The 14092-nt window shown below is 46.9% G+C and carries 8 protein-coding genes; 7 read left to right on the forward strand and 1 reads right to left on the reverse strand.

What is annotated here, in order from left to right; all coding sequences use genetic code 11:
- Positions 1-225: 225 nt before the first annotated feature.
- The 4 genes from ABS362_RS01125 (at position 226) to ABS362_RS01140 (ending at position 6454) form a co-directional block, all read left to right on the forward strand.
- Positions 226-975, forward strand: coding sequence for a hypothetical protein (locus ABS362_RS01125; RefSeq protein WP_350410247.1), 750 nt, complete (start codon positions 226-228; stop codon positions 973-975).
- Between the two features lie 824 nt (positions 976-1799).
- Entirely contained in the window at positions 1800-3032 is a 1233-nt protein-coding gene (locus ABS362_RS01130; protein WP_350410248.1) for a M16 family metallopeptidase, read from the forward strand.
- Positions 3033-3100: 68 nt separating this feature from the next.
- Positions 3101-3745 (forward strand): O-methyltransferase, encoded by a 645-nt coding sequence (locus ABS362_RS01135; RefSeq protein WP_350410249.1) that lies wholly within the window; start codon positions 3101-3103, stop codon positions 3743-3745.
- 285 nt (positions 3746-4030) lie between these two features.
- Complete coding sequence (locus tag ABS362_RS01140; RefSeq protein WP_350410250.1) at positions 4031-6454, forward strand: LysM peptidoglycan-binding domain-containing protein; 2424 nt, start codon at positions 4031-4033, stop codon at positions 6452-6454.
- A 376-nt stretch (positions 6455-6830) separates the two neighbouring features.
- On the opposite strand, the gene ABS362_RS01145 is transcribed toward ABS362_RS01140, so the two are convergent.
- Complete coding sequence (locus ABS362_RS01145) at positions 6831-8159, reverse strand: MFS transporter (protein ID WP_350410252.1); 1329 nt, start codon at positions 8157-8159, stop codon at positions 6831-6833.
- Between the two features lie 213 nt (positions 8160-8372).
- On the opposite strand from ABS362_RS01145, the gene ABS362_RS01150 reads away from it, so the two are divergent.
- From ABS362_RS01150 to ABS362_RS01160, 3 genes are all read left to right on the forward strand, one after another.
- Complete coding sequence (locus ABS362_RS01150) at positions 8373-9458, forward strand: mechanosensitive ion channel family protein (RefSeq protein WP_350410253.1); 1086 nt, start codon at positions 8373-8375, stop codon at positions 9456-9458.
- 212 nt (positions 9459-9670) lie between these two features.
- Complete coding sequence (gene dnaE, locus ABS362_RS01155; protein WP_350410255.1) at positions 9671-13294, forward strand: DNA polymerase III subunit alpha; 3624 nt, start codon at positions 9671-9673, stop codon at positions 13292-13294.
- 251 nt (positions 13295-13545) lie between these two features.
- Complete coding sequence (locus tag ABS362_RS01160) at positions 13546-14091, forward strand: REP-associated tyrosine transposase (RefSeq protein ID WP_350410257.1); 546 nt, start codon at positions 13546-13548, stop codon at positions 14089-14091.
- Position 14092 lies beyond the last annotated feature (1 nt).

Here is a 14092-nt window from a genome sequence, read left to right on the forward strand (position 1 = left end):
TTTAAACCCAAGAGTTGAAAACAGTACGAACTGGCTTAATCCATGATGAACTATAACTCCGGTTTCCGTTCACTAAATTTGTGAGAAATGAAGCATAGCTAAACTTAATATTTTGTAAAATGCATCGTTGAGTGTCTTAAATTCGGGGCACTTTTGCATTTGCCAGGAGAATCAATTTAAAAGAAGGATGAGCGGGGAGCTAATTTCTCTTGCCAACACAATTACATGAAAAAGTCTTTACTATTCTTAAGTATCGGGATCACTGTTCTATTATCTGGTTGCGTATCCACGTACATGCCTAATGTACCCAATGTGCCCATGTTTACCGAAAAAGGTGAGCTGAGCGCCGGTGGCCACATTACACCCAAAGGCAACATTACTTTTAATACGGCCTATGCTGTGTCGGACCATTTTGCTGTGGTTTTGAATGGCTCTATGCTGAACAGCGAGCGCCGCAAACGCGACTTGAGGCATAACCTGTTAGAAGCTGGCGGCGGTTACTTCACAACTTTCGGCCCCGAAGGTAGACGTATACTGGAAGTGTATGCCGGCTACGGTGGCGGCTCCAGCGACCGCACCGACAAAGATGAGCACGACGAGACCGGCGAAATGACCTACACCCGCCACGAAGCCAACTTCAGCAAATATTTTGTGCAGGTAAACTTCACCTCTAAAAAGAAAAAGTCGTTACGCCTGCTCAGCCGTGATTTTCCGCTGAACTATGGCACTGCCCTGCGCGCCAGCTACGTAAATATGCATGATTATAAACTGAACAACGAGCCGGCCACCGAAGAAGACAACATTTTCCTGGAGCCTATTTTCTATACCCGCCTCACGCTAAACCCATCCGTTCAGTTGCAGTACACCAGCGGCACCACCTTCGGTCTCAAAAACCGCGAAACCCTTACCGCTGCCTATTCTGTCTTTTCACTTGGGTTTGTGATCAATGTTGGAGGCAGGAATTTAGAGAGGTAGGGATTATACCTTCCCAACCTTCCTCTGACAGGAGAGGGAGTTACCCCATCCACGCTGGCGCGAGTCTCCAGACTCGTGACTTAGAATGGTGTTGAGTCTCCTGACTCAACTGGCCCGGTAGGGACAGAAATGGCAAAGGCGCTGGTTATAGTTTTATAGTTTCCGTGGTCTAACCACCCCCAGCCCCTCAGAGCTACGCTCGCTCCCTTCGAACTTACTTCTCGGTAGTCTAAGGCGGGGAGTTTTACTGCTTTTGCATAAGGTGCAGCTTTAGTTTTATCGTTTCAGTCTTAACACCCCTATAGTCCCCTCAAGGGGACAGTTTCTGCTATTCCTATAGTTTACTTCTTAGTTCTACGGTTTACGGTATTGAGCGGACAGGTCGCGACCTGTCCCTACGGAACTATGACCACGATAAACCTCGAAGCTTACCGATTCAAACTATAGACAGGCGGTTGCTATGCGAAATGTATCAGTCTTTGGGTTGAGCGCCTTGTGAATATCTGGTGGCGAAGCCATTGCGAAGAATGAGCAAAAGAGATTCGCACAGCGCGACGCCCGAAGGCGGGGCCTCCCGGCCGTGAGGGCACCAAAGCTGGATTGAAACGATAGGTTTATAAAGCTCCCAGGATTAGAAGCAGTTTGAAACGATGGCTGAGTGCAAGGAGGTAGAAAACATTTAAGATTTCTCGCCGAGGCTCGAAATGACATTATCAAACAATACTTAACCACACAAACTATCCTACTCAGAATCAACCAAATAGAAATTGCAATTTTAAAGTCACCTCTCTTTCCCGTACCTTTGCAGGCTAATTCTGAACTGAATGCTTGATTACCATATTCATACATTACCAAACGGCATCCGTGTCATCCATAAGCAGGTTAGCCACACCAAAATAGCCCACAGCGGGTTTATTATGGACATTGGCAGCCGCGACGAGCTTCCGCAGGAGCAAGGTTTAGCGCATTTCTGGGAGCATATGGCTTTTAAGGGCACTGCCAAACGCAAATCTTTCCATATTATAAACAGCCTGGAGTCGGTGGGCGGTGAACTGAACGCTTACACGACCAAGGAAAAGATATGTTTTTATAGTTCGGTGCTGGATAAGCACTTTGAGCGCTCATTTGAGCTGCTGACCGATATTACTTTCCGTTCTATTTTCCCGGAGAAAGAGATCGAGAAAGAGCGTGGCGTGATTCTGGAAGAAATGGCCATGTACCTCGATACGCCGGAAGAAGCTATAGTTGATGAGTTCGACAATGTAGTTTTTAGCGGCCACTCGCTGGGAAATAACATTTTGGGCTCTAAAGAAAGTGTTTCCGGGTTTATGAAACAGGACTTCCTGAATTTTATAGATCGCAATCTTAGTACCGATACGCTGGCGTTCTGCTCTGTGAGCAACTGGCCATTCGAGAAGGTGGTGAAACTGGCTGAGAAGTACCTGTCTGGCATACCAACTATAACCAAGCAGCGCGCGCGTATACCGTTCATGCAATACGAGCCCAAAGCCATAACTATAGAAAAGTCTATTTCACAGGCACATTGTGTTATCGGCAGCCCGGCTTATGCGCTGAACGACGAACGTCGAATTCCATTTTTTATGCTGGTTAATATACTGGGTGGCCCGGGCATGAACTCGCGCCTGAACCTGGCGGTGCGCGAAAAGCACGGATTAGTTTATACTATCGATGCAAATTACTCAACCTACATTGATACCGGCCTGTTCTCTATTTACTTTGGCACCGAAAAGAAGCAGCTGAAACGTACGACTTCGCTGGTACTGAAGGAGATGAAAAAGCTGCGTGAAAAACCATTGGGCTCCCTGCAACTACACACAGCAAAAGAACAACTGATGGGGCAGTTGGCTATGGCCGAAGAAAGTAATATGGGCCTGATGATGATGATGGGCAAAAGCATACTGGACCAGGGAAAGGTAGAACCGCTAAACGAGATCTTCGACAAAATTAAAAGTATCAGTTCAGGTCAGCTGGTAGATATCGCCAACGACGTGCTGTGCGAAGATCAACTCAGTTTCCTGAATTATGTGCCGAATTAAAGGCTACATGGTAAAATGTTATAGTTATTACAACAGTTTAACCATCAACAATCTAACAATTAAACCAGATGGAATTCATTGACGAGGAACTACAGCAGTACGCCGAAGAGCATACATCGCCGGAAAGTGAGCTGCTGCACAAAGTAAACCGCCAGACACACCTGAGCGTGATGAAGCCACGCATGCTTTCGGGGCATCTGCAGGGGCGTTTATTGGCTATGTTCTCGCAGATGATCCAACCAAACCAGATACTGGAAATCGGGACGTATACCGGCTACTCGGCCCTCTGCCTGGCTGAAGGACTGCAGCCCAATGGCACGCTACATACCATAGATATCAACGAAGAACTGGAAGACCGCGTGCGTGGTTATTTTGAAGAAGCCGGCCTGACGGAACAGGTAAAATACTACATTGGCAACGCCCTGCAGATCATCCCGACTATAGATGCCATCTTCGACATGGTTTTTATAGATGCCGATAAGATCAACAATGCCACTTACTATGACCTGGTGATCGATAAAGTGCGCCCGGGCGGCTACATTATTGCCGACAATGTGCTCTGGAGCGGAAAAGTGCTGGAGAAATACCGCAAAAAGCTGGATGAAGACACCGCTGCCCTGCTCGCCTTCAATAAAAAAGTGCACGACGACCCGCGCGTAGAGAATATTTTGCTGCCAGTGCGCGATGGTTTACTGGTCGCCCGTAAAAAGTAAGTCCTCCCCTATACTTCCGGTAGCAACACTACAGTTATCAGATTACCGCAGGTGGTCGGATAGCCAGGGAAACTACTATAAAACCAGCCAGATCCTCAATATTATACTTAGCAATTATTTTATATTAAAAACTTAGCCTACGGTTTTATAATACGGTCCTTTTTGCTTTATTTTTGCAAATGGGTTTTTCTATATAGAACAAACTATAACATAGCCCTTTACTAATATCTGCTTCAACAGTAACTATAGCCCGAATACATTTAGCCAAAGTATAATTACCTTTTTATGAGACAACTCTCTACGCTTCTTATTTTAATGTTCCTGCCCCTGTTTGTCTGGGCACAACAAGCTGTAACAGTTCCTAAAAATGTGTATTTCGCAGATATACACCTCACCCTTACAGATGGCGCACAACAGGAAATCCAGAAAAAAGTAGACGCCCTGCACAAGCACCCTGCTTATTTTAAAGCAAAAGTGGAGCTGGCAGATGCCTATTTCCCATTGGTTGACCAAATATTTAAAGAAGAGGGCGTACCGGCAGACCTTAAATTCCTGTCGTTGCAGGAGAGTGGTTTGATAGGTGATGCTGTTTCTACCTCAAATGCAGTGGGTTACTGGCAGTTTAAGCGTGAGGCGGCTTCGGACTTTAACCTGCGCGTGGATAACGTAATTGATGAGCGCAAGCACATACTGGAAGCAAGCCGTGGTGCAGCCAAATATTTTAAGCGCAGCAACAACTACTACAACAACTGGTTTAATTCTATCCTATCGTATTACCTGGGCTATAGCGGCGCCAAAGCCGAAACTAAAACGTCGGATATCGGGGCGAAGAAGATGGAGATCACGGAGAAGACGCACCAGTACCTGCTTACCTTCCTGGCACACAAAATTGCTTACGAGAACTTTGTAGGTAAAACCAGCAAGCCAACTATAGCTTTACAGCCACTGCGCGCTACGCCGGGCCAGAGCCTTGCAGAGATCGCCCTGGATAACAAAGCTGATTTTGCGGAGCTTGAGAAATACAACAAGTGGCTGTTAGGCAGCACTATTCCATCAGATAAGGATTATTATGTGATGCTGCCTGTGCGTGGTGCAGAGCGTGTGGTGCTGGCATCAACAAATAACACAACTAAACTGCCTGCTTCTACAAGCAAGCAAAACAGTAGCGCTGCTGCAGCTGCTATGGTTACCCGCAATGGCTTAAATGCCCTGGTAGCCCGCGCCGGCGACACTAAAGACAAACTGGCTTTACAGGCTGGCATATCAACACGCAAATTACTGAAGTATAACGACCTGCGCAGCTTCGACAATATTGAGGCCGGTACTGCTTACTATATCGAGCCAAAGGGTACAAGCGCTGCTTCTGCTGAGTACCACGTAGTGCAGCCCGGTGAAACCATGCAGATGATCTCGCAGCACTATGGTATCCGATTGAAGCACCTGGTGTTTAAGAACCGCATGAAAAACAACGAGGTGCCGCTTCCGGGCCGTGTGCTATGGTTACAGAAACGCAGACCATTCACTACCGAAGTGGAGATCCGTAACCTGAACAAGCAGACAGCTGCTAAGCAGGAAATGGCAGCAAGCGAGGTAAAACCGGTTGAAAGAACAACTACTGCAAAAACTGGTGATAACAAGAAAGAGAACTTCTTTACCCGCTTCATCAACAGCTTTAAGAAAGATAAAAAGCAACCTGAGACAGCTAAAACAGAAAAGGCTGTAATGACAGAGGAGAAAGTTGTAGTAGAAGCTACTATAGAAGAAGAGACAATAGAAGTAGACGATACTATAGTTGAAGAGCAGCCTGCCGCACCGGTAGCACGCGAAGCGATTTACCCAGGCAGCAGAACAACTCCGAAGCCTGCCACAACTACAGCTAAGCCAGCGGCAACACCTGCAAAACAGGAAACTGCCTCAGCTAAACCTGCCACTACAACAACTGCTACTCCAAAACAGGAACCAGCTAAAACAACAGCTGCAGCTACAAAACCAGCAACTACAGCTGCCAAAGCAGAGCCGGTTACAGCTGAAGTTGAGGATGAAGACACATGGATCTCGCCTACCCCTACTAAAAAAGTAGACATGGCAGCTACTGTAAAATCTCAGAACGATGATGCTCCTGAGCTGGCTCCGGCAACCAAATCTGCGAAGCACGTGGTAGCAAAAGGCGAAACGCTTTATGGTATCTCTAAAATGTATAACGTAACTGTGGCTGAGCTTACCACCTGGAACAAACTACCTGCAGGTCCGCTTAAGCTTGGCCAGGAACTGATCATTGCTGAGCCGTTGACAAATGTGGCGCTTCCTGAACCTACTGACGCTGCTGAAGCTGTAGAAGTAACTTTACCTGCCGATGGCATGCACACGGTGGCTACCGGCGAAACATTATGGAGCATCTCAAAGCGCTATAACGTAACTATAGATAACCTAAAAGCCTGGAATAACCTGCCAGAAGGAGTACTTTCTATTGGTCAGCAACTGCACGTTGTAGCTCCTGCGGGCGGACAGAATACAGAAAAAACTATAGTTGAAGAAGCACCGACACAAACTATCACCTCTGATGTTTACCACACTGTTGAGGCCGGCGAAAGCTTATACAAGATCTCACGTACCTATGGCGTAACTATAAAAGAGGTAATGGAGTGGAACAAGAAATCTGATTTCAGTGTGAAGCCGGGCGAGAAACTACTGATCAAGAAGAAGAACTAAAATTTTTAAGATCTGATAGATTTTAAGATTTTCGCAAAGTATAAAGAGCCTGCTCATGTAGCAGGCTCTTTATTTTATAGTTGATTGCATAAGAATATACCTTCTCTTGTGCTATAGTTATTCCCCTCTCGGAGCATGGTCTTCTCATTCTCTCATTCGCCCTCGCTCGCGTCCCGCGAGTGTGAGTTACCTGCGGACTCTGGCCGCTTTAAATTGTGCCTGAGGCACAAGTGGCGGGACGCCACTAAGTAGCCCACACTCGCGGGACGCGAGCGAGGGCATTAAAGAGGTTAGAATTAACAGATTAAAACGGCCATGCTCTCTTGGGAAAGGCAGAGATAGGTTCACACTGTTATTATCTTATTACAAAACCCACCTACCTTTCCTCAGGTGGGGCCGTGAGATTAGAAGCCGCCTGCAGACCCGTTGCAATTTCAGGAACTATACCGAGGCGTTGGTAAATTGGCCACACCATCTGGCGCAGCTTGCTTAAGTTCATAGCAAACGGAATGATACTCAGCGCACATAAAAGCCCACAACCGGCTAGTGTATAGTTTACCCCAACCACTTCAGCTACAGAACTGGCCAGCATACTCCCGATAGGCGCCATTCCCATAAAAGCAGTAGCGTACAGGCTCATTACCCGGCCACGTTTTTCTTCGTCAACTATAGTTTGGAGCAAGGTATTACACGAAGCCATCGACACGATCATACCAAACCCTGTAAATAACATCAGGAGCAACGAGATCACCAACGTTTCGGAAAAAGAGAAGGCTATGAGCGCCGAACCAAACAGCAGCATTGTAAAAATGATAACTTTACCCAGCCCAACTACCGATTTACGCTGCGCCAGGAACAAGGCCCCGGTGAGTGCCCCAACCCCCGAAGCGCCCATCAGAAACCCCAGCGTATTGGCTCCTCCATGCAGAATATCGCGGGCAAATACAGGCAACAGCACACTAAACGGCATCCCAAATAAACTGAGCAAACCAACTATAAGAATAAGCGCCCTGATAGGTGGAAAGTTGTACGCATAACCAAACCCATCCTGCAACGACTGCCATACCTTTTCTTTCTTCTCCACGGGCACAAACGGCTTCAGGCGCATCAGTAACAACGACGAAATAACAGCAATGTAGCTGACCGCATTTATCAGGATGCACATCCCCTCGCCTACTGCCGCAATCAATACACCAGCAATAGACGGCCCTACCAGTCGGGCCATGTTGAACAAAGAAGAGTTTAGCGCGATGCCGTTACTCAGGTCTTCCCGCTTCTCTACCATCTGCACTACAAAAGCCTGGCGAGTGGCAATATCAAAGGCATTAATTATTCCGAGGATAGCACTTAGCGTAAGGATGTGCCATATTTCTATAGTTTGGGTTAGCACCAGCGCGGCCAATGTAGAGGCCTGCACCATTGAGAGTGCCTGCGTCACGATCAACACTTTTCTACGCTCAAACTTATCAGCAATGACACCGGCAAACGGACTTAATAAAAAAGATGGTATCTGGCTGGAGAAGGTAACAGCACCCAGCAGAAAAACAGAATCGGTGAGGCGGTACACCAGCCAGCTGAGCGCAACCTGCTGCATCCATGTCCCGATAAGCGAAATGCCCTGCCCCACAAAAAAGAGCCTGTAGTTGCGGTAATGCAAGGCCCTGAACATCCCTCCTATTTTACCCGGCTTTTCCGCTGCTTCCATGCTTTGCTTTAAGTACTACACGCTCGTTACTATACAGATTAAAGCGTACGTACCATCCTATAGTTTGAGTTATTCAAATACTGAACTATAGTTGCACCGGACAAAACCAAACGGCGGGTTTCAGGTTTTAGTTAAATTAGTGTACTTTAGACTTTATTAACCCTTGTTTTAGAAACTGGTATCTTTGCCAGCTGTAGAAAACTTTTTTATTGCATGACAGATTTTTTAGATCACATTTACTTCAATAACACCGTTCAGGATTATCTCATTGTTTTCGGATTTATTCTTCTTGGTTCCCTGCTCATCACTATCTTCCGAAAATCAGTACTCAGCCGCATAAGACGCTGGACAGAGAATACCCACACCACTGTCGACAATTTTGCAGTGGGCAGCTTTGCCCGATTTGGTATTCCAATTCTGCATTTCATAGTTATTTATGTTGGCCTCAGCTATCTCAGTTTTCCGCCTAAGATAGACCGCATCATAACTATAGCTGCAACGGTTGCCATTACATTTATGGTTATCCGGTTCATTACTTCCACGCTGTTGCTGCTCATCAAGGCTTATTTTAAAAGAAGGCACCCGGATAAAAGTTATCAGAATGAAATAGGCGCTATCGGGCTTATTATAAACCTGGTTGTCTGGGCAATTGGCCTTGGCTTTTTGTTCGATAACATGGGCTACGACCTTACAGCTATTATTGCCGGCCTGGGAATTGGGGGCATAGCTGTGGCCCTGGCAGCACAAAATATATTAGGCGACCTTTTCAACTACTTCGTTATTTTCCTGGACAGGCCTTTTGAAGTAGGAGATTATATATCCGTAGGCGATAAAAGCGGAACTATAGAGCATATAGGGGTAAAAACCACCCGCCTGAAAAGCCTTACCGGCGAGCAACTGATCATATCAAACAGCGACCTGACCAGTTCACGCATCCACAACTTTAAGCGCATGCACCTGCGTAGGGTAGAGTTTACACTTGGCGTAACCTATGAAACTTCTGTCGAAAACCTGAGAGCCATACCCGACCTGGTCAAAAGGATAATCTCAGAACAAGAGGAGGTTCAGTTTGACCGCGCACACTTTGCTTCTTACGGCGATTCTACCTTAAACTTTGTAGTGGTTTATAATGTGCTTTCGTCTGAGTTCAACAAGCACATGGATATAAAGCAGGCCATTAACCTTAACATTTTCCAGGAATTCCAGGAGCGCGGTATCGAATTCGCTTATCCTACACAGAAACTTTTTGTGGTAAACCAACAGCTTGAGGAAGAGAAAGAAGCCGAGCGCTATAGTTGACAGACAAACTATAGTTTAAATTTCAGAGAAGCAGCGGAGATTATTTCTGCTGCTTTTTTGTTAGTAAGTCTGTTGGTAAATCGGCAGTTTATAGTTTGGGCAGCCGGCCTATTTTCTGTAATTTTAACATCCCGAAAATGACCGGGAGTAGAGTTTATATTTTACTTCAAGGTCATTATTAATTCTTCATTCGTCATTACTAATTCCCTCAAATGCCCGTTTTTTCGCATTTACATACCCATACACAGTACTCCCTGCTCGATGGTCAGGCCAGTATCAGCGCGCTCATGAAAAAGGCCCAGGCCGATGGCATGCCAGCCGTTGCCATGACCGACCACGGAAACATGTTTGCCGCCTTCAACTTCGTGAACGAGGCCAACAAGTATAACGTGAAGCCGATCGTGGGCTGCGAGTTTTACCTTGTTACCGATCGTCATCAGAAGACCTTCAGCAAAGAGGTGAAAGATGTGCGCCACCACCAGCTGCTGCTTGCCAAAGACCAGGAAGGCTACCAGAACCTGGCCAAACTTTGCTCTATGTCTTACATTGAAGGGATGTACAGCAAATGGCCGCGTATTGACAGGGAACTGCTTTTAAAGTATAGCAAAGGCCTGATCGCGACCAGCTGCTGTATAGGTGCTGAAGTGCCGCAGGCCATACTATGGAAAACAGAAGACGAAGCTGAAGAGATATTTAAGTGGTGGCTGGATGTGTTTGGTGAGGATTATTACATCGAGATCCAGCGTCATGGTTTGATGAACATCGATGGCACCGGCAAAAGCCAGGAAGACATAAACCAGGTACTGCTGAAGTGGGCCAAAAAGTATAACGTAAAAGTAATCTGCACCAACGACTCGCATTATGTAGACCAGGAAGACTGGAATGCACACGACATCCTGCTTTGCGTAAACACCGGCGAAGACCAGAGTACCCCTGTTGGTGACTTTACAACTAAATACTACCGTTTTCTGAGTGATGATCAGAAGGTGATCTACGACACCGTGGAAAATGTGCGCCAGAAGTATGGCCATCAATCCGGTGTGCGCCAGATGCTGAACCGCATTGATGAAGCTGGTCCGAAAACACGCTTCGGTTTCCCGAACGACCAGTTTTACTTCAAGACGCAGGCCGAGATGAACGAGCTGTTCAAGGATGTGCCTGAAGCTGTAGATAACACCAACGATATAGTAGACAAAATAACGCCTCCGAAACTGAAGCGCGATATCCTGCTACCAAACTTCCCGATTCCCCCGGAGCACGCAAATGCCGATGCTTTCCTGCGACACCTGACGTACGTGGGTGCTAAAAAACGCTATACTGACATCACTCCTGAAATAGAGGAACGCCTGGACTATGAACTTCGCATTGTGGAAACGATGGGCTTTGCGGGTTACTTCCTTATTGTGCAGGATTTTATTAACCGTGGCCGCGACATGGGCGTGTTTGTGGGGCCTGGTCGTGGTTCGGCAGCTGGTTCTGCAGTAGCGTACTGCATCGGTATCACCAACATCGATCCGATCAAGTATAACCTGCTATTCGAGCGATTCCTGAATCCGGAGCGTGTGTCGATGCCCGATATTGATATTGACTTTGACGACGTGAACCGCCAGCGCGTGATCGACTATGTGGTAGATAAATACGGTAAAACGCAGGTGGCCCAGATCATTACCTTTGGTACCATGGCTGCGAAATCGTCTATCAAAGATGTGGCGCGTTCTACTTCACTACCTTTAGCGGAAGCCAACGAACTTGCGAAAATGGTTCCGGACACCCCGGGCACTACTCTGGCCAAGGCCTTTATGGAGAACCTGGACCTGGCTGCCATCCGTGAAGGGACTGACCATCGTGCTGCTGTACTCAAATTGGCCGAAAAGCTGGAAGGCTCGGTGCGTAACACAGGTATACACGCAGCGGGTGTGATCATTGCCCCGGACGACATTACCAACTACATCCCGGTTTCTACTTCCAAAGATTCTGACCTTCTGGTAACGCAGTTTGATGGCAAGGTGATCGAGAGTGCCGGCATGCTGAAGATGGACTTTTTGGGTTTGAAAACCCTGACTGTCATTAAAGATGCGATGGAGCTCATCAAGAAAAACCATGGCGTTGAGATCGATATAGACAACATTCCGATCGACGACGAAAAAACCTACCAACTATACCAGCGTGGCGACACCATTGGTACGTTCCAGTTCGAGTCGGAAGGTATGCGCATGTATCTTAAAGACCTGCAGCCTACCAACATTGAAGATCTGATTGCGATGAACGCCCTTTACCGTCCGGGCCCGATGCAGTTCATCCCGAACTTCATCAACCGTAAGCATGGCAAAGAGGAAGTAGAATACCCGCACGAGCTACTGGAACCGATCCTGAATTACTCTTATGGTATTATGGTGTACCAGGAGCAGATCATGCAAACGGCCCAGATACTGGCCGGCTACTCATTAGGTGGTGCCGACTTGCTGCGCCGCGCGATGGGTAAAAAAGACATGAAGAAGATGGCTGAGGAGCGTGAGAAATTCATTGCCGGAGCCGCCGAAATTCATAAGATACCATCTAAGAAAGCCTCTGAGGTTTTCGACGTGATGGAGAAGTTTGCCCAGTACGGCTTTAACCGCTCCCACTCTGCTGCTTACTCTGTAGTTGCTTACCAGACCGGTTATCTGAAGGCGCACTACCCTGCCGAATACATGGCCGCGGTGCTTACCAACAACATGAACGACATTAAAAAGGTGACGTTCTTTATTGAGGAAGCCCGCAAACAAGGTGTAGCTGTATTGGGTCCGGACGTAAACGAATCGTTGCTGAAGTTTAACGTGAATGAGCAGGGACAGATCCGTTTTGGTTTAGGTGCGATAAAAGGAACCGGCGAAGCTGCCGTAGATGCAATTATTGCAGAGCGTGAAAAGAACGGCCTGTACCAGGATATCTTCGACTTTGCCAAGCGTGTGAACCTGCGTGCTGTAAACAAAAAAACGTTTGAGAGTATGGCACTTGCCGGCTGTTTCGACTCGTGGGAACTATACCACCGTGCCCAGCTGATTGAGATTCCGGACGGCGAAAATATGAGCGTGCTGGAGAAGGCGGTACGTTACGGAAACTTTTACCAGGCAGAGCAGCAGGCTGCGCAACAGTCGTTATTCGGAGGTGGAGCCGCGGTAGCTGCGCCGCTGCCAAAAATTCCGGAAGTACCTGTCTGGACCCAGGCAGAAATGCTTCGCCGCGAAAAAGAAGTGGTAGGTTTCTACATGTCAGGCCACCCGCTCGACCAGTTTAAGCTGGAAATTGACTCGTACTGCACCTGCCAGTTGGATAAAATTGAAGAGTATAAGAACCGCGATGTGAACGTGGCTGGCATGGTAACCGATGTGGTGATCCGTACAGCCAAAAACGGCAACCCGTTTGCACTCTTCACGATCGAGGATTACGATACCTCCATGCAGTTGGCACTGTTCGGCGAAGATTACGTAAAGTTCTCGCCTTACCTGAAAATGGGCTTATACCTGTTTATAAGAGGCAAAGTGCAGCTACGTTATAAAACCGAAGATCAGTGGGAGTTGAAACCAATCAACATTCAGTTGTTAGGTGATGTGATGGATAAAATGGCGCAAGGCGTGCAGCTCAACATCAACCTGCAGCACTTTACACCAAATATCGCCGAAGCACTGGAAGAGGTGATTGTAGCCAGCGCCGGCCAGAAACGATTGGAAATAACCCTGCATGTGCCGGATGAAAAACTGGCCTTGCCAACTTACTCGCGCAAGTACAGAATTGACCCGAAAGTGTTTTTAGCTTCGGTTAAGGATTTGGGCTTGGGTGAGTGTAAGCTTATATAGAACTAAGATTTTTAAGATTTAATGGATTATAGGATTTGGCTGTAGTTCTAAAAAAGGTACGTTGCTTTAGTAGCGTACCTTTCTTATTTGTTTTGATCACTGCTCATTCGGACATCCATGTCCGGATGCACTCTGTTGGGGACATCCATGTCCCTGTTTCATAATTTACGCAGACGTGGACGTCCGCAGCAGATAGGTTTCGGACACAGATGTCCGAAACAGCGCTGTCTAATACAAAGTATAGACTTCCTATGGGATTGAAAAACAGAATTGTACCCGGTGGTTTATATTTTCTGACGATGACAGTGGTGGATTGGGTAGACATCTTTACACGACCAGTTTACAAGCATATTATAGTTGATGCCCTTAAGTTTTGCCAGGAGAAGAAAGGCCTTGAACTTTACGCATGGGTGCTAATGAGTAACCACCTGCACTTAATTGCCGCTGCAGCAGAAGGCAAAAGCTTGTCAGATATATTACGCGATTTCAAAGGATTTACCAGTCGCAAAATTGTAGCTACGATTCAAGAAGAACCAGAGAGCCGTAAGCAATGGTTATTACACCGTTTCGAATTTTCAGCAAAGCTCAACCCTAAAGTACGACACTATAAACTATGGCAGGATGGTAATGAGGCGAAAGAACTTATTTCAAACAACTTCATAGAACAGAAACTGAACTACATTCATCAAAACCCGGTACGGGCAGAATGGGTAGACGAACCGGAACACTATCGCTATAGTTCAGCCAGAAATTACGCTGGAGAAACAGGTCTGCTCAAAGTCGAATTGATAAATTGAT

The organism is Pontibacter populi, assembly GCF_040278685.1.
Classification (GTDB): domain Bacteria; phylum Bacteroidota; class Bacteroidia; order Cytophagales; family Hymenobacteraceae; genus Pontibacter; species Pontibacter populi.